Origin of the sequence: Buchnera aphidicola (Hyperomyzus lactucae) (assembly GCF_005081705.1) — a bacterium.
Classification (GTDB): Bacteria; Pseudomonadota; Gammaproteobacteria; order Enterobacterales; family Enterobacteriaceae; genus Buchnera; species Buchnera aphidicola_Y.
This window is the reverse complement of sequence record NZ_CP034876.1, coordinates 388,833-407,146: the sequence shown is the minus strand read 5'-3', so window position 1 is coordinate 407,146 and position 18,314 is coordinate 388,833. Positions and strand designations below refer to the sequence as shown.

12 protein-coding genes are annotated in these 18,314 nt (G+C 25.1%); 6 read left to right on the top strand and 6 right to left on the bottom strand.

From position 1 onward, the window contains the following. Positions 1-76: 76 nt before the first annotated feature. Positions 77-1,093, bottom strand: a complete 1,017-nt coding sequence (gene argF, locus D9V68_RS01875) for an ornithine carbamoyltransferase (RefSeq protein WP_158357795.1) — start codon at positions 1,091-1,093, stop codon at positions 77-79. 153 nt (positions 1,094-1,246) lie between these two features. On the opposite strand from argF, the gene D9V68_RS01870 reads away from it, so the two are divergent. The 3 genes from D9V68_RS01870 (at position 1,247) to D9V68_RS01860 (ending at position 6,729) form a co-directional block, all read left to right on the top strand. Further along, entirely contained in the window at positions 1,247-2,758 is a 1,512-nt protein-coding gene (locus D9V68_RS01870; protein ID WP_158357793.1) for a leucyl aminopeptidase, read from the top strand. A gap of 95 nt (positions 2,759-2,853) precedes the next feature. Beyond that, positions 2,854-5,727 carry a valine--tRNA ligase gene (locus D9V68_RS01865; protein ID WP_158357791.1) on the top strand — a complete coding sequence of 958 codons (2,874 nt, stop codon included), beginning with the start codon at positions 2,854-2,856 and terminating at the stop codon, positions 5,725-5,727. 51 nt (positions 5,728-5,778) lie between these two features. Further along, the gene (locus D9V68_RS01860) at positions 5,779-6,729 is read left to right on the top strand and encodes a rhodanese-related sulfurtransferase (protein WP_158357789.1); all 951 of its coding nucleotides are present in this window, start codon (positions 5,779-5,781) and stop codon (positions 6,727-6,729) included. Between the two features lie 27 nt (positions 6,730-6,756). Here D9V68_RS01860 and D9V68_RS01855 read toward each other — a convergent pair whose 3' ends face one another. The 3 genes from D9V68_RS01855 to pyrD form a co-directional block, all read right to left on the bottom strand. Next, positions 6,757-8,541, bottom strand: coding sequence for an ATP-binding cassette domain-containing protein (locus D9V68_RS01855; RefSeq protein WP_158357787.1), 1,785 nt, complete (start codon positions 8,539-8,541; stop codon positions 6,757-6,759). A 21-nt stretch (positions 8,542-8,562) separates the two neighbouring features. Further along, entirely contained in the window at positions 8,563-10,665 is a 2,103-nt protein-coding gene (gene rlmKL / locus D9V68_RS01850) for a bifunctional 23S rRNA (guanine(2069)-N(7))-methyltransferase RlmK/23S rRNA (guanine(2445)-N(2))-methyltransferase RlmL (protein WP_158357785.1), read from the bottom strand. 104 nt (positions 10,666-10,769) lie between these two features. After that, positions 10,770-11,780: a quinone-dependent dihydroorotate dehydrogenase gene (pyrD, locus tag D9V68_RS01845; RefSeq protein WP_158357783.1), complete on the bottom strand. Its 1,011-nt coding sequence runs from the start codon at positions 11,778-11,780 to the stop codon at positions 10,770-10,772. A 233-nt stretch (positions 11,781-12,013) separates the two neighbouring features. Here pyrD and pncB point away from each other — a divergent pair, with 233 nt between their 5' ends. From pncB to D9V68_RS01830, 3 genes are all read left to right on the top strand, one after another. After that, positions 12,014-13,213, top strand: a complete 1,200-nt coding sequence (gene pncB / locus D9V68_RS01840; protein WP_158357781.1) for a nicotinate phosphoribosyltransferase — start codon at positions 12,014-12,016, stop codon at positions 13,211-13,213. Between the two features lie 174 nt (positions 13,214-13,387). Further along, positions 13,388-14,791: an asparagine--tRNA ligase gene (asnS, locus tag D9V68_RS01835; RefSeq protein WP_158357779.1), complete on the top strand. Its 1,404-nt coding sequence runs from the start codon at positions 13,388-13,390 to the stop codon at positions 14,789-14,791. Between the two features lie 37 nt (positions 14,792-14,828). Further along, positions 14,829-15,968, top strand: coding sequence for a porin (locus D9V68_RS01830; RefSeq protein ID WP_158357777.1), 1,140 nt, complete (start codon positions 14,829-14,831; stop codon positions 15,966-15,968). Between the two features lie 468 nt (positions 15,969-16,436). On the opposite strand, the gene D9V68_RS01825 is transcribed toward D9V68_RS01830, so the two are convergent. Then, complete coding sequence (locus D9V68_RS01825) at positions 16,437-16,781, bottom strand: histidine triad nucleotide-binding protein (RefSeq protein ID WP_158357775.1); 345 nt, start codon at positions 16,779-16,781, stop codon at positions 16,437-16,439. Positions 16,782-16,877: 96 nt separating this feature from the next. After that, complete coding sequence (gene ptsG / locus D9V68_RS01820; protein WP_158357773.1) at positions 16,878-18,311, bottom strand: PTS glucose transporter subunit IIBC; 1,434 nt, start codon at positions 18,309-18,311, stop codon at positions 16,878-16,880. Positions 18,312-18,314: the final 3 nt, after the last annotated feature.

Sequence of the window (18,314 nt, the reverse complement as noted above, 5' to 3'; positions counted from 1 at the left end):
AAAAAATATTGCACATGTAACATTGAAATAATTCCTTGTAACTATATTAGTTTTTTAATTTTATTAAATATATTTATTATAAATTAATTTCTTTTAAGAGACTAGATACAAGAATAGATTTTATAGTATGTAATCTATTTTCTGCTTGTTCAAAAATAATTTCTTGATGTTTTTGAAAAACATCGTTTGTGATTTCCATACCATTTTTAAAATTATACTTTTGTAATATAGATTTTCCCATATTAGTGTTTTGATCATGTAATGCAGGAAGACAATGTAATACTTTTACCTGTGCATTATTAGTCATATCTAACATAGAATGATTAACTTGATAAGAGCGTAATAATTTAATTCTTTTATCCCATATTTCTTGACGTTCTCCCATCGATACCCACACATCAGTATAAATAAAATCTACGTTTTTTACACCCTCTTCAATTTTTTCAGTACATATTATATTTCCTTTTTTCTTTCTTGCCTCCTTTTGGCATAATATAAATAGATTTTTTTCTGGCCAGCATTCCTTGGGAGCAACTAAACGCAAATCTAATCCAACTAGTGATGCTGCTTCTAATAAACTATTTCCCATATTATTATGAGCATCTCCAACAAAAGCACATTTTATATGATGAAATTTTTTTTTTGGAAAGCTTTCTTTGATAGTTAATAGATCAGCAAGCAATTGGGTGGGATGAAATTTTTCAGTTAAACCGTTCCATACAGGTGCTTTTGAATATTTTGCTAAAATTTCTATTGTTGTGTGATCATGCCCTCTGTATTGAATACCATCATATAAACGTCCAAGTATTTTAGCAGTATCTTCAATAGATTCTTTTGTTCCAAGATGTGTACTACCTGGTCCGAGATATGTAACTTGGGCTCCTTGATCAAAAGCAGCTACTTCAAAAGAACATCTTGTACGAGTAGATTCTTTTTCGAAAATTAAAGCAATTTTTTTTCTTGTAAGTAATGGAATTTCTTGATTGTTTTTTTTATCTTTTTTTAGTTTTTGGGCTAGTGTAATAATATTTTTTAAATCTAAAGAAGAAAAATCTAATAGTCTTAAGCAATCACGTTGATAAAGATTATTCATATTAAAGTCTCAGTATTAAAAAACATTTATTGTTAATAAAATTGAAATTGAAGAAAAAGTATTTTTATAGTATATAATATTTTTATTAAATTAAAAACCATCATATTTATTACTAATTAAAAAATAAAAATTATTTAGCATAGAGAAAAAAACATGAATTTTTTTATAAAACACTGTAATTTAGATCAAGAAAAAACTGATTGTATAATAGTAGGTATTTTTGAATTATGCAAACTTTCTATTTCTGCAGATTACTTAGATAAGTGTAGTGATGGTTATATAACAAATCTAATTAAATTAGGTGATATAACAGGAAAAATAGGAGATACACTTATGTTGTATAACATTCCAAAAGTTTTTTCTCCAAGAATATTATTAGTTGGTTGTGGAAAAAAAGATGACATAAGTAGATCTTGTTTTAAAAAAATATTGAAAAGCACCACCAATGTATTAAAAAAAACTTCTATAAAAAATATTATTTATTCTTTTACTGAACTGAATATTAAGATTTACAATAATAATATATATTGGATAATTAGATCAATAGTATTATCTTTAAAAGAATTTTCGTATAAATTTTTAAAAATCAATAGTACTACTAAAAAGAGTATAAATTTAGACTTAATTACTTTAAATTTTTTTAAAAAAAATGATTTATTTGTAGGAAAAATAGCCTTAAAACACGCATTAGCAATTGATAAAGGAATTACCTCTGCAAAAAATATAAGTAATTTACCGCCTAATATTTGTAATCCATTCTATTTATCTTGCCAAGCTCAAAAACTAGCTCAAAGATATAAAAATAATGTTCTTGTAGAAGTTGTTGATATTAAACAAATGAAAAGTTTAAAAATGAATGCTTATGTAGCTGTTGGAGATGGTGCGAAAAATAAACCATTTATGTCTATAATAAAATATTCCAGTAATAATGTTGCCAACAATAAAGTGATTGCTTTAGTAGGAAAAGGTTTGACTTTTGATTCCGGAGGAATATCGATAAAACCAGCATTAAACATGCATGAAATGAAATATGATATGTGTGGTGCTGCAGCAGTATACGGTACTCTAATTATGGCTTCCGAATTACAGTTGCCTTTAACAATAATAGGAATTTTAGCTGGTTGTGAAAACATGCCAGGAGGAAATTCTTTCAGACCAGGAGATGTTTTAACTACTATGTCAGGTCAAACAGTAGAAGTATTAAATACTGATGCTGAAGGACGTTTAGTTTTATCTGATGTGTTAACATATTTAGAACGTTTTTCTCCAAATATAGTCATTGATATTGCCACTTTGACTGGAGCATGTGTTACGGCGTTAGGAGAATCTGTAAGTGGTCTTTTTACTAACAATGAAGATCTTGCTTTCGAGTTAAACAAAGCTTCACAGGAAACAGATGATAAAATATGGCGATTGCCATTATTTCCAGAATACCAAAAAGAATTACGTTCTACTATTGCAGATTTTACTAATGTAGGAAAAGGAAAAGCTGGTGCCATAACTGCAGCTTGCTTTCTTGAGAATTTTACGAAAAAATATAATTGGGCACATTTAGATATTGCTGGAACTGCATGGAAATCTAATAAAAACGAAGGAGCTACAGGTCGTCCTGTTGAACTTTTATGTCAATTTTTATTAAATCAATCAAACTATATATATTCTTAAGTAAATTAAATAATAAAGTATAATGATGTTTTTAATTAAAATACTGTCTTTTTAACACGGCAATATTGCCTTTTATTAATAAAAAGTTAAATATAATGGAAAAAATTTATAATCCTAAAAATATTGAAGAATCTTTATATAATTTCTGGGAAAAAAACGGATTTTTTAAACCTGATCATTCAAAAAAAAGAACTTTTTGTATCATGATGCCTCCTCCTAATATTACAGGTAGCTTGCATATGGGGCACGCTTTTCAACAAACTATTATGGATATATTAATTCGTTATCAAAGAATGAAAGGAAAGAATACTTTTTGGCAAGTGGGAACAGATCATGCTGGAATAGCAACACAAATATTAATAGAACAAAAAATCTTTTTAGAAGAAAATAAATCTAAAAAAGATTATTCTCGAGAAGATTTTATAAAAAAAGTTTGGAAGTGGAAGAGGCAATCTAATAATATTGTTACAAATCAAATGAGACGTTTAGGAATTTCTGTCGATTGGAATCATGAGAAATTTACTTTAGATCCTGATATTTCTATTGCTGTCAGAAAAGCTTTTATATTACTATACAAAAATAATTTAATTTACCAGAAGAAAAGATTAGTACATTGGGATTCAAAATTAGAAACTGTAATTTCAGATTTAGAAGTAGATCATCGTCTAATAAAAGGGAAAAAATGGCTTATTCGCTATCAAATTATTCAAAGTAATACCGCTATCTCAGATGATAGTAAAATAAAATATTTAGTAGTTTCTACTACTAGACCCGAAACTTTATTAGCAGATACAGCTATTGCTATACATCCCAAAAATGATAAATATAATAAACTTATTGGTCAATTTGTTAGATGTCCATTAATTAATAGAGTTATTCCTATCATTAGTGATGAATATGCTGATATAGAAAAAGGAACAGGTTGTGTAAAAATTACACCAGCGCATGACTTTAATGATTATAAAGTAGGGTACCGGCATAAATTACCAATGATTAATATTTTTTCTTTTGATGGACGAATCAAATCTGTTGCTGAAGTTTATAATTATAAAGGTGATATATCTAATGAATATAGTAGATCGATTCCAGATGAATTTCAAAACTTAGATATCTTATCTGCACGAATAAAAATTATTAAAGCAGTTCAACAGTTAGGATTATTAGAAAATATTGAAGAATGTAATATTGTTACTCCTTTTAGTGATAGAAGTGGCGTGATTATCGAACCCATGCTGACAAATCAATGGTATTTAAAAACATCAAAATTGGCTAAAGTAGCTTTAAAAGCTGTAAAAGATAAAAAAATAAAGTTTATACCAAAACAGTATGAAACTATGTATTCATCTTGGATGAAAAATATTGAAGATTGGTGTATTTCTCGCCAATTATGGTGGGGTCACCGTATTCCAGTTTGGTACGATGATCAAAAAAATATATATATTGGACAAAATGAAAAAGAAATACGTAAAGAATATTCTTTATCTGAGAATATATTGTTAACGCAAGATAATGATGTATTAGATACCTGGTTTTCTTCTGGATTATGGACTTTTTCTACGTTAGGATGGCCTAAAAAAACCACATTTTTAAAACTTTTTCATCCAACTAATATTTTGGTTAGCGGTTTTGATATTATTTTTTTTTGGATCGCTAGAATGATTATGTTAACAATGTATTTTATAAAAGATGAAAAAGGTATACCAGAAGTTCCTTTTAAAAATGTTTACATAACAGGTTTAATTCGAGATGAAGATGGAAATAAAATGTCAAAATCAAAAGGAAATGTAATCGATCCTTTAGACATGATAGATGGAATTTCTTTAAATGCATTAATTAAAAAAAGAACAAGTAATTTATTACAACCTAATTTATCTACTAAAATTATTAAATGTACTATAAAACAATTTCCTCAAGGTATTCCACCTAATGGTACAGATGCGTTGCGTTTTACTTTTTCAGCTTTAGCATCTAGTACACGAGATATTAAATGGGATATGAATAGACTAAAAGGATATCGTAATTTTTGTAATAAACTTTGGAATGCTAGTCGATTTGTTTTAATTAACACAAAAAATCATATATTTTTAACAGTTTCTGTTAAAGAAAAAATGTTATTAATCAATAAATGGATTTTAATAGAATTGAATAATACAATAAAATTGTACTGTCACTCATTAGATACTTATCGTTTTGATATAGCTGCTAATATTTTATATGATTTTGTTTGGAATGTATTTTGTGATTGGTATTTAGAATTTGCAAAGATAGTAATTAAAATAGGTTCTTCTGAAGATATATATTCTACTAAAAATATTTTAGTACATGTGCTCGAATTAATTTTAAGATTAGCTCATCCTATCATTCCATTTATTACTGAAATAATTTGGCAGCGCATTAAGTTGATTAAAAATATTAAAGATAAGACGATTATGTTAAAAGATTTCCCGAAGTACAATAATCAATTATGTGATAATAAAACATTACTTCATATAAATTTTATAAAATCCATAGTTATCTTTTTAAGAAATATTAGAATTAATATGAACATTAGTGCTACTAAATTAATACCATTATTTTTATATAATATTACTACTGAACAAGAACTAATTATTAAAGAAAATACTTCATTATTAAAAAAAATATCTTTTTTAGATAGTATTACAATACTTTTTCAAAAATGTGATAAAGATTTATATATCAAAGAAATTATTGAAGGGGTTGAAGTTCTCATTCCCATGCTAAAAATAGTAAATAAAGAAGTTGAATTGCAAAGATTGATAAAAGAAGAAAAAAAAATAAAATTAAACATATTAAATATTCATAAAAAAATTTTAAATAAAAATTTTTTAGAAAATGCACCAGAAAACATAGTCAAAAAAGAAAAAGATAAATTTTTCAAATTAAATAAAATATATAAAAAATTATTAGAACAAATAAAAATTTTTAACAATTTTACTGATAAAAAATAATTATCATCAACATTTTATATATCATCTATATAATTATTACAGGTATTTTACATGGCACTTCTACATAATTTAATTTCTAAAAAAGAACTTAAAAAACGTATGTTTTCTGATAAAGAACCTCGTTTAACATTATCTTTTTATAAATATTTTACTATTATGAATCCCCAAGAATATCGAAATAAAATTTATGAAATTTTTTATAAATATAATGTTCTAGGAAGAATTTATATAGCTAGTGAAGGTATCAACGCGCAAATAAGTGTTCCAAGAAAAAATTTTTTTAATCTAAAAAAATTTTTATATGGATTTGATGTAAAATTGAATAATTTACGTCTTAATCAATCTTTAAATAATCAAAGATCTTTTTGGGTTCTTTCTGTAAAGGTTAGAAAAAAAATTGTACAAGATGGAATTATAGAACCTTTCTTTAATCCTAAAAATGTTGGTATTTATATCAAATCAAAAACAGTTAATTTGATGTTAAATGATAAAAAAACAATTTTTGTTGATATGAGAAATTCTTATGAATATGCAATTGGTCATTTTGAAAAAGCGATAGAAATTAAAAGTGAAACGTTTCGAGAACAATTGCAAATTGTGGTAAAGTTAATGCAACATGCTAAAAATAAAAAAATCGTTATGTATTGTACAGGTGGTATTCGATGTGAAAAAGCTACTGCTTGGATGCGGTTTAATGGTTTTAAATATGTTTATCATTTAGAAGGAGGTATTATTGGTTATGTACATGATGCAAAAAAAAATGGATTACCGATCCTTTTTAAAGGAAGAAATTTTGTATTTGATAATCGTATGAGTGAAAAAATATCAAATGAAGTTATATCAAATTGTAAACAATGTCATGAGCCTTCTGATACTTATATTAATTGTAGTTATAATCTATGTCATCTTCTTTTTATTCAGTGTGCAAATTGTGCTATTACTTTTAATAATTGTTGTTCTTTAATCTGCATGAAAAAACATACTGAAGAAAATATTTTTTAGTTGATATTATGATAAATATTCTAAAAATTATTTCTTCACGACATCTCTTTCTAAAGATTCCCAATATAACAACTGTTCTTCTAATTTTTTTTCTTGTTGAGCTAATATTTTTAATATTGATAATTTTTCTTCTAATTTTTTTTTGAAAAAATTTGGTTTGCTAATTTCTTCCTGCAACTTATTAATATTAAATTCTATTTTTTCTATAGAGAAAAAAATTTGATTAAATTCTTTTTTTGAATTGTTTTTAGTTTTATTAATTAGAGGAAAGTTGGATTGATTTTTTTTTATTTTTTTTGTTACAAAGTTATTATTTTGTTTTTTTAAAGACTCATAATTACCAATATGAGTTTGAATCAATCCGTTTTTTTCAAAATACCAACATTTATTTACTGTATTATTAATAAAATTTTCATCATGACTAACTATTAAAACAGTACCTTGGTAATCAATAATAATTTTTTCTAATAATTGCAAGGTATCTAAGTCTAGATCATTTGTAGGTTCATCAAGAATTAAAACATTGCTTGGTTTTAAAAATAATCTAGCTAAAAGCAATCTATTACATTCTCCTCCGGATAGTGTTTTTACTAAAGATTTTAGTTCGTTAGGTTTAAAGAGAAAATTTTTTAGATATCCTATTATGTGTTGTTCTTTTCCGTTTAATATCATTTTCTCTTTTCCATAAGATATATTATCGATAATAGATTTATTTTGATCTAGCACAGATCTGTTTTGATCAAAATATGATATTTGCAATCCCGTACCTGTATAAATTTTTCCTTTTTGAGGTTTTTTTTCTCCTATAAGAATTTTTATCATAGTGCTTTTCCCGCATCCATTACTCCCAATAATTCCTAATTTATCGCCATGTTGAATTATTGATGAAAAGTTTTTAATAATAATTTTATTATGTATTAGAAAATCTACATTTTCTAATTTAAAAATTATTTTTCCTAGATGATTTTTAGATTGATTAATGTTAATATTAGTCAACTTTTCTATTTTTTTGTAATCTTTATGTTGTTGTCTTAATTTTTTTAAATTTTTAACTCTTCCTTCATTTCGAGTAGAACGCGCTTTAATACCTTTTTTAATCCAGAGTTCTTCTTTTTCCAAGTTTTTATCAAATAGTTTTTTTTGTATAATTTCAATGCGATTACTTTCATTTTTCAATTTTATAAAATTTTTATAATCTCCTGGCCAGGAAACTAATTTTCCACGATCAAGATCTATAATACGTGTGCATATATTTTGAATAAAACTTCTATCATGTGATACAAATAATATACTTCCAGGAAATTTTTTTAAAAAATTTTCGAGCCATTTAACGGTTGTCATATCTAAGTGATTAGTAGGTTCATCTAGTAATAATATGTCAGGTTCTCCGATTAATGCACGACCTAATGCTACTTTTCTTAATAAACCTCCTGATAGTTTAGATAATAAAATATTTTTATCTAATTTAATTATTTCAATTATCTGTTCTATTTTTGTAATTTGATTTATATTTTTTTTTTTACTATATTCTTGTTTACATAATCCTAAACTAATAAAATCATATATAGAAATATTAAGATTATTAGGATTTTCTTGTTTTAAATAACTAATATTTATATTTTTTTTATAAACAATATGACCTTGATCTAATTCTTGTTTTTTGTTAATAATCTTTAAAAGAGTAGATTTTCCAGTACCATTTTTACCGATTAAACATACTCTTTCATTTTCATTTATATACAGTGTACTATTTTTTAAAATTTCTAAATTACTAAATGATAAATAAGCATCTTGAATATTAATTAAAGACATAAACTATTCTATCCTTTAATTTTATTGAATGTGTGTTATTAACCAAGAATGGTAAATATTTGAATCTTTTAAATAATCTTTTGATTGTGTTTTTTTCGTAATATTTTTTGAGTTTAATTGCATTTTGCGAAGGTAATCAATATTAATTTTAAAATTTCGTGTAGAACTTGAAAAAATAATACTACCATTATCACGTAAAATTTTTTTTAAATAAATCATTATATCGAGATAATCTCTCTTTAAATCAAAGGATTGTCTCATTTTTTTAGAATTTGAAAAAGTAGGTGGATTGATAAATATTAGATCAAATTGTTGTTTGGTTTCTTTTATCCAATTCAAACAATCGGATTGAATGAAATTATGTTTAGAACTAGTTAAATGATTAATAGACATATTTTGCATAGACCATTTTATATAAGTATTAGACATGTCTACACTCGTAGTGCTATTTGCTCCTCCTAGTCCAGCATAAACGCTTGCAGTTCCAGTATACGAAAATAAATTTAGAAAATCTTTTCCTTTAGACATTTCTCCTAATAATTTTCTTATCATCCTCTTATCTGAAAATAGTCCAGTATCCAAATAATCTATTATATTGACTAAAAATTTTGCATGATATTCTTTTATAATAAAAAAACTATCACTATTAAATAGTTTATTATACTGTGTTTTATTTTTATTTTTATGTCTGATTTTTAATATTATATTGTTGATAGAAATAGCTAATATTTCTTTAGTATGATAAATAGCATGACATAATCTTTTAAATGCTTTTTTATAATTTATTAATTTTGGGGCTTTGTATTCCTGAATCACTATCCATTTATTATAAACATCTACTATTATATTATAATTAGGTAAATCAGCATTGTATACACGAAAACATTCTATTTGTTCTAGATTAGTCCATTTTTTTAATTTTTTAACATTTTTTTTTAATCTATCTTTATATTCATTATTTTCAATATTAGAGCTTTGTGTACAAATTCTATAATTTTTTTGAATACAGTTTAATGCTCCATTTTTAAAAAAAAATTCTTCATGTGCATGCATTTGTAAAAAATTTAATAAGAATGTAGATGAACTAAATACTGATAATTTCCAATTAGTAAAATATTTTTTTGATATTACCCCTAATTGTATATATACACCTACTAATTGATTTTCAGTTTGGTGTCTTTCTCCATATGGTGGATTACTTAATAATATTCCTACTTCTTTTTTATTATAAGTGTTTTTTAGATCATTTAAATCTTGTGTAAAAAATTGAATTATATTTAACAGGCCCGCATTTGATGCATTAATTCTAGCTTTTTTTATAATTTCAGGGTTATAATCGTAACCTATAAAGTAACTTTTAAAACATTTTTTTATTCCTATTTCAAATCTTGCTTTAGCTTCTTTAAGAGTTTCCTCCCATAATTTTTTATTATATTTTTTCCATGATTTAAATCCCCATTGTGATCTTGTTAATCCAGGTGCTCTATCAGAAGCTATCATAGCTGCTTCAATTAATAATGTTCCTGAACCGCACATTGGATCTATCATTGGAATGGATTTATCCCATTGAGAACTTAATACAATAGCTGCGGCTAAATTTTCTTTAATAGGAGTAATATGACAAAATTTTCGATATTCTCTCTTGTATAGAGATTCTCCGCTTAAATCTAGCATAATATGTATTGTATAATTAAATAAAAATGATCTTATTCGAATATCAGGTTTAGTAAGATTGATATTAGGACGAAAAGAATATTTTTTTTTAAATTGATCTACAATGGCATCTTTTATTTTTAAAGCTCCAAATAAACTATTACGAATAATATCATTTGTTCCTTTAAAATTCACTAAAAAAGTATTATTTACATCGAAAATTTCAGACCAATTAATACTATATACATTACGATAAAGATCGTCAATATTGTCTATATGAAATTTTTTTATACATATAAAAATACGTGAGGCAATTCTACTCCACATCAAACTTTTATATAATAAAATATCATTTCCTTGAAAATAAATTCCTCCATTTTTTATATTTAAAATTTTAGCTCCTAAAAACAAAAGTTCTTTTTCTAGTAATTTTTCAGTTCCAAAATTTGTACTTGCAAATAAATAGTTCATTTTTATACTTATTTTGTTAAGTTTAAAATTATTTATTTTATAAAGAATTTGATATCTATTTAATAATAAATATGAATAGATAAGAATTTATAAAGATAATTATTTTAAATATGATGAATAATTCTTCTAACGAGTTTTGGACCATGATATACTAAACCAGAATAAATTTGTATTAAAGTAGCACCTGATAAAATTTTTTCTTTTGCTGAAGCTATAGAATTAATTCCTCCTACTCCAATAATAGGAATCTTTCTTTTTAAAATTTTTGATAATATTAAAATGATATCAGTGCTTTTTTTTTGTAAAGGTAAACCACTTAATCCCCCTTGCTCTAGACTATTTTTTAATCCAGATACTGATGAGTGATCTAATGTTGTATTTGTTGCAATAACTGCATCTATTTTATATTTAATTAATTGTTTTGCAATAATAATTAATTCTTTTTTCGATAGATCTGGTGAGATTTTGATAGCGATAGGAACGTATTTAAAATATTTTTTTTGTAGTTCTCGTTGTTTTTTTTTGATTTTTTTCAGTAAATTTTGAAAGAGTATTCCGTATTGTAAGTTTCTTAAACTTATGGTATTAGGTGATGAAATATTAATAGCAATATAGCTGGCGTAAATATAAATTTTTTCTATGCATATCAAGTAATCATTAATTGCATTTTCAATGCTAGTATTTTTATTTTTTCCAATATTAACACCTATGATTCCTTTGAAATTAGATTTTTTTATGTTTTTAATTAAATTGTCTATTCCAAGGTTATTAAAGCCCATTCTATTAATTATTCCTTCCATAGAAACTATTCTAAATATTCTAGGTTTGGGATTTCCAATTTGAGGTAAAGGAGTAACTGTACCTACTTCAATAAAACCAAATCCCATTTCAGACAAGGCTTCGATATATTCTCCATTCTTATCTATTCCTGCTGCAGCACCTAGTTTATTTTTAAAAATTAAACCCATACACTTGATTTCTTTTAATGGTTTTCTAAATGTACGAAAAAAATTGAATAATTGAATTTTTTCGATTTTAAGATATTTTAGTGTCAAAAAATGAGCTTTTTCAGGATCTATTAAAAATAAAAGTTTACGAATTAAATAATAAAACATTATAATTCCTTTTTAATATAAAGTAAAATTTAATAAAATAAATGATAAGATTTTATTTTATACATATTTATTTTAAAAGATGTTATTTTTTTTTCAAAAATTGATAACTTTTTTATTTATGTTATATTTTTACAATATATCTAAATTTTTAACAGTTTTTATATAAATACAAAATTATGTAATTTAGTATATAAAAATTAAAAATAAGGAGTACAAAGAAAATAAAACATACTATGAAACGATATAATTATCCAATAATAAAAACATTACTTGATACTGATGCATACAAGCTTCATATGCAACAAGCTGTTTTTTATCATTATAAAAATGTAGATGTAGTTGCTGAATTTCTTTGTAGAGGAGATAATTTTTTAGGGTGTTATGCTAATGTTTTATATGAACAGATTAGTATGATGAGATCTTTATCTTTAAGTCATGAAGAATATATTTATATGACCTCTTTTCCTTTCTTCAAGAAAGAATATTTACATTGGTTGAGAAAATTTCGTTATAATATTTCACAAGTTAAAATAAATAATTATCAAGGTCAATTGCATATCCGTATAAGTGGGTTATGGAAAGAAGTAATATTATGGGAAGTTCCTATTTTAGCACTAATTAGTGAAGTTTTTCATGCTAATTTTTCCCCGGAAATTACTTCTAAGACCGCTGTACGATATTTAGATAATAAATTAATAAAATTTTTTCAACATGCAAAATATGTAGATTTATCTCGTTTAAAAATTGTTGACTTTGGTACAAGAAGAAGATTTTCTTATGATGTACAATATTCTATAGTTAAAAGATTGAAAGAAACTTTTCCTTTTTTAGTAGGTTCCAGTAATTATCATATAGCACGTATTTTAAAATTGATACCATTTGGAACTCAAGCTCATGAATGGTTTCAAGCACATCAGCAAATTAGTTCTAGTTTAAAAAAAAGCCAGACTATGGCATTAAAAACATGGTTAAATCAATATCAAAATCATTTAAGTATTGCTCTTACAGATTCGATTACAATGGATTCTTTTTTGCGAGATTTTAATTTATACTTGACCTCTGCTTATACAGGAATTAGGCACGATTCGGGAGATCCAGTAAAATGGGGTGAAAAAGCTCTTAAACACTATGAAAAATTAGGGATAGATCCTGGTACTAAAACTTTATTGTTTTCAGATAATTTAAATTTTAAAAAAATTATATCTCTTTATAAAAAATTTCATAATAGAATCAATGTAGTTTTTGGTATAGGAACAAAATTAACTTGTGATATCCCTTACGTAAAGCCATTAAACATTGTAATTAAATTAGTAAAATGTAATGGAAAACCCGTTGCTAAAATATCTGATAGTCCAGGAAAAACGTTTTGTTTAGATAAAAAATTTTTAAAAAGTTTATGTAAAGTTTTTCGTGTATCAATAAAGAACATATAAATGATAATTGTTTATAAGGTTTATTGCTAATAAAATATTATAAATATTTTTATATTATTTTTTTTAAAATTGATTCATAAATTAAATTTTTTTAAAATATAGAGAAAATTTTTACTATTTTATTATCTTATTTATAATAATCTATTTTAAAATAAGCATAAAGGAAAATATTTTATGAATACCGTATCAATATCAGATATATATAAAGATACTACTATAGTAAATACTTCTATTACTATATGTGGATGGGTACGAAGTCGTAGAAATTCAAAATTAGGTTTTTCTTTTATTAGTATTTACGATGGTTCATGTTTTGATTCTATTCAAGTTATTGCTAAGAATTCTTTATCTAATTATGATGACGAAATATTGCATTTAACTATTGGTTGTTCTGTGATCCTTACCGGTATATTGATATTCTCAATTGGAGATAAACAAACATATGAAATTCAAGCAAAAGAAATTCAGGTTGTAGGCTGGATTGAAAATCCAGAAACTTATCCTATATCTGCTAAAAAACATAGTATGGAATATTTAAGAGAAGTAGCACACTTAAGATCTAGAACAAATTTAATAGGTGTAATATCTAGAATCAGACATTACGTATTACAAAAATTGCATCATTTTCTGCATGAAAAAAACTATTTTTGGGTTCCTACACCGATTATTACTGGATTAAATACTGAAGGTACTGGAGAAATGTTTCGTGTTTCGACATTAGACATGAATAACATTCCTAAAAATAAAGATGGATCCGTTGATTTTAAAAAAGATTTTTTTGGAAAAGAATCTTTTTTAACTGTTTCGGGACAACTAAATATAGAAGCATATGCTTGTTCATTATCCAAAGTTTATACTTTTGGTCCTACGTTTAGAGCTGAAAACTCTAATACTAGTCGTCATTTAGCAGAATTTTGGATGTTGGAAATAGAATCGGCTTTTACAAATTTAAATGATATATCAGATTTTGCTGAGTATATGTTAAAGTATATATTTAAATCTATTTTACAAGATTGTATGTCAGATATTAATTTCCTCAAAAATTACATTGATACTAATATAGTAAATCGTTTGCAAACATTATTATCAGTAGATTTTATACGCATAGATTATATAGATGCTATAAATATTTTAATTGATTCTAAAATTGAATTTAAAAATACTATTTTTTTAGGTGCTGATTTATCTTCTGAACATGAGCGATTTCTTGTAGAAAAATATTTCAACAAAGTACCAATAATAATAAAAAACTATCCCAAAGAGCTGAAAGCATTTTATATGAGATTGAATGACGATAAAAAAACTGTTGCTGCAATTGATTTATTAGTCCCTAATGTTGGAGAATTGATAGGTGGCTCTCAACGTGAAGAACGCATTTTAATTTTAGATGAACGTTTATTAGAATTAGGATTAAAGAAAGAGGATTATTGGTGGTATCGAGATCTTCGTCGATATGGCACAGTTCCGCATTCAGGTTTTGGAATGGGTTTTGAACGATTAATTTCTTGTATTACTGGAGTTTCAAATGTACGAGATATAATACCATTCCCACGTACTTCTAATAATACAAAATTTTAATTAAAATTATTTTACTATAAAAGGTAGCATAAAAATTATGAAAAATCGTAAATCCTTAGCAGTTATAATACCAGTTTTATTAGCTGCTAGTAACGGAGTTGATGCTGTAAATATTTTCAATAAAAATGGCAATAAACTGGAGTTACATGGCAGTATTAATCCTAATCATGAATTTTCTCATGGTTTTTTATCAACAAAAATTATATCTGATGGTGATGATACTAATGCAGTTTTAGGTTTATCAGGAGAAGTTAATATTACTGATGAACTATTAAGTTATGCTTCTGTTGAATATAAAACTGATTTTTCTACACCAGAAGTGTTATCAAATCAACAACCATCTAATATTATTCGTTTGGGATATGCTGGTTTTAAATATGGTGATTGGGGTTCGATAGATTATGGTCGAAATTACGGCATTTTTCATGACGTGCAGTCACTAACGGATCATGCACCATATATTAATAAAAATAGTGTATTTTCTCACAATGATAATTATATGATCGGAAGAAGTAATAGTTTACTGACTTATAGAAATAATAATTTTTTTGGTTTGATTGATGGAATTAGTTTTGCATTACAGTATCAAAATGAATCTAAAAATAAATTTCAAAACCAACAAAATAGTGCTAGTTGGGGTGCTTCTTTAAAATATGAAAGTGATGTAGGATTAACTGCTGTAGGTTCTTGTTTTACTTCTGAAAGATCTCAAATTAATAAAAATAAAGATAAAAAATTATCTCCTGTAGGAGCATATGGATTAGGTTTTAAATATGATGCTAATGATATATATATCGCGGCCTTTTACGGTGAAGCACATAATTTAACACCATCACCTAGCTTTATTGATAAAAGTAATTTGTCTAGTCAACAGCCATATATTAATAAAACACAAAATATTGAAGCTATTGCAGAATATAATTTTCACTCTGGTTTTCATCCTTCTTTAAGTTACTTAGATTCTAAGGGACAGAATGCAAATATAAAGGATTTATCTGTTGATAATAATGTAGAATTGGCGAAAGAAATTAATATTTCCACACGTTATGAATTTACTAAAAATATTTCTACGTATATGAATTATAAAATTAATTTATTAAAAAATGAGAATTTTATTAAAACAAATCACATGACTACAGATAATATTATTGGTGCTGGAATAGTTTATCAATTCTAATTATTTAAAATTTTGTATAAAATTTGTAATAATTAAGAGTTAGAACTTTCTACTGATTTATAAATAGATAAGTCTATTTTTTATATTTTAAAAATAATTAATTATTTTATTATATAAATTTCAGTAGAAAGAGCTGCTCTTAGTAAAAATAAAAATTTTTTTTCTTATTAAGAAACTAGCATTTATATTCTGGATTTAGTTAATAAAAAATAATTAATTTTTTTAAATAACATAAAGATTTGATTTTTATAGTATTAATACAATTACTTATTATATTTAAAATTTTACATTGTATATTTAGTATATTCTAATGAAATTTTACTATGTACATAAATATTATTTCCATTCAAGAAAATGATTTTTTTATGTTTATATAAGTTTTTTCTATATTTTAAAAAATAATTCCTCATAAACATCGTATTCATAAATATTGAAAGTAAGTATCAATTGAAATTTTCTCCTTTAATTTTAAAAGAGTGAATTGATTTTTTTTCCTCCCAATAAGTGCATATGAAGATAATTTATTTCCTGACCTCCATTTTTATTGCAATTAATAATTATTTTGTATCCTTCTTCGCTAATTTTTTTTTCTTTAGCAATATTAATGGCAATATAAAACATATGTGCTAAAATATTTTTGTTTTTTTTATTAATATCATTTGATGATGCAATAAAAATATTAGGTACAATTAATATATGTATTGGTGCTTTAGGTTTAATATCTTCAAATGCAGTTACTCGCTTGTCTTGATATACAATACTTGCTGGTATTTCTTTATTAATAATTTTTTTGAAAACCGAACCATCTTTCATAATTAAAATACCTTATGTTTTAAAATTGATTTTTTATACATTTGATTTTTTTTTACTAAAGCAATCTTTAATAATATATAATTTTACAGATTTATCTTATGCACAATGTATGTGCTCATCTATCGCTGTTTTAATGTTTTCCGATCTTGTTCCAAAAACAATTTGTATTCCCGATCCTGAAATGATTATTCCTGCAGCGCCAAGGTTGTTTAAATCTTGTTGATTTACTTTTGATATTTCGAAAACTGTGACTCTTAACCTAGTAATACATGCATCTAAATTTTTAATATTATTTTTTCCACCGAGTGCTCTTAAAATATATGGTGCTATTTCAGCATTACTTTTTATCATGATATTATTTTTGTTTTCTTCTCGTCCCGGTGTATTTAAATTAAAATTAACAATTAAAAAGTAAAATATACTGTAGTATAGTAATCCATAAAGTATTCCAATAATTGGAAAGAGAAATATGTTATGACTATTTCCACTTAATACTAAAAAGTCTATAAATCCATGTGAAAAACTAGTTCCTGCTCTCATATTTAAAAAAATACATAATGGAAAAGATAATCCAGCTAAAATAGCATGAATAATATATAATATTGGAGCTACTATAATAAATGAAAACTCAATCGGTTCAGTAATGCCTGTTAAAAAAGCAGTCAATGCTGCCGAGATCATAATGCTGCCTATTTTAGTTTTATTTTCTTTTTTAGCTGCATGCCAAATAGCTAATGAAGCACCAGGAAGACCGTACATTTTAAAAATAAATCCTCCTGATAAATTTCCTGCTGTAGAATCACCTGCCATATATCTAGCAATATCACCGTGAAAGACTTGTCCTATAGAATTAGTATATTCTCCGATTTGCATTTGAAATGGAACATTCCATATGTGATGTAATCCGAATGGTACTAATCCTCTTTCTACTAATCCATATATAGCAAAGGCAAGAATAGGATTTTGATAAGCTGCCCATTCAGAAAAAATTTTAATACCATGACCAATTGGCGGCCAAATAATTGATAATATTAAACCTATTAATATTGCAGATAATCCAGAAATGATCGGAACAAATCTTTTTCCAGCAAAAAAACCTAGATATTCAGGTAATTGAATTCGATAAAATTTATTAAACATGTACGCTGAAATTGCTCCTGCAATAATCCCTCCTAATATACCAGTATCAGCAAGATGTTTATTATTTATAATATCAATAGTAGTATGTAAGATTATAGGTTCGACTGCTGTTAATGTTTGAATTAATATTCCATAAGATACAACAGCCGCCAATGCTGCTACACCATCGTTATTAGTAAATCCAAGGGCTACACCAATAGCAAAAATCAAAGGCATATTACTAAAAACTGAACCTCCTGTTTGAGCCATTATTTGAGAAATTATTTCTGGCAATAAACTAAAATGTGCAGATCCTATTCCTAAAAGTATTCCTGCAATAGGTAATACTGAAACAGGTAACATAAGTGATTTACCAACCTTCTGAAGGTTTGCAAATACATTTTTAAACATATC

Coding starts and splice junctions, on each gene's coding strand:
- D9V68_RS01830 (WP_158357777.1), top strand. CDS start 14,829: ATGAAAAATCGTAAATCCTTAGCAGTTATAATACCAGTTTTATTAGCT.
- rlmKL (WP_158357785.1), bottom strand. CDS start 10,665: ATGAACTATTTATTTGCAAGTACAAATTTTGGAACTGAAAAATTACTA.
- argF (WP_158357795.1), bottom strand. CDS start 1,093: ATGAATAATCTTTATCAACGTGATTGCTTAAGACTATTAGATTTTTCT.
- ptsG (WP_158357773.1), bottom strand. CDS start 18,311: ATGTTTAAAAATGTATTTGCAAACCTTCAGAAGGTTGGTAAATCACTT.
- asnS (WP_158357779.1), top strand. CDS start 13,388: ATGAATACCGTATCAATATCAGATATATATAAAGATACTACTATAGTA.
- D9V68_RS01865 (WP_158357791.1), top strand. CDS start 2,854: ATGGAAAAAATTTATAATCCTAAAAATATTGAAGAATCTTTATATAAT.
- D9V68_RS01825 (WP_158357775.1), bottom strand. CDS start 16,781: ATGAAAGATGGTTCGGTTTTCAAAAAAATTATTAATAAAGAAATACCA.
- D9V68_RS01855 (WP_158357787.1), bottom strand. CDS start 8,541: ATGTCTTTAATTAATATTCAAGATGCTTATTTATCATTTAGTAATTTA.
- D9V68_RS01860 (WP_158357789.1), top strand. CDS start 5,779: ATGGCACTTCTACATAATTTAATTTCTAAAAAAGAACTTAAAAAACGT.
- pyrD (WP_158357783.1), bottom strand. CDS start 11,780: ATGTTTTATTATTTAATTCGTAAACTTTTATTTTTAATAGATCCTGAA.
- pncB (WP_158357781.1), top strand. CDS start 12,014: ATGAAACGATATAATTATCCAATAATAAAAACATTACTTGATACTGAT.
- D9V68_RS01870 (WP_158357793.1), top strand. CDS start 1,247: ATGAATTTTTTTATAAAACACTGTAATTTAGATCAAGAAAAAACTGAT.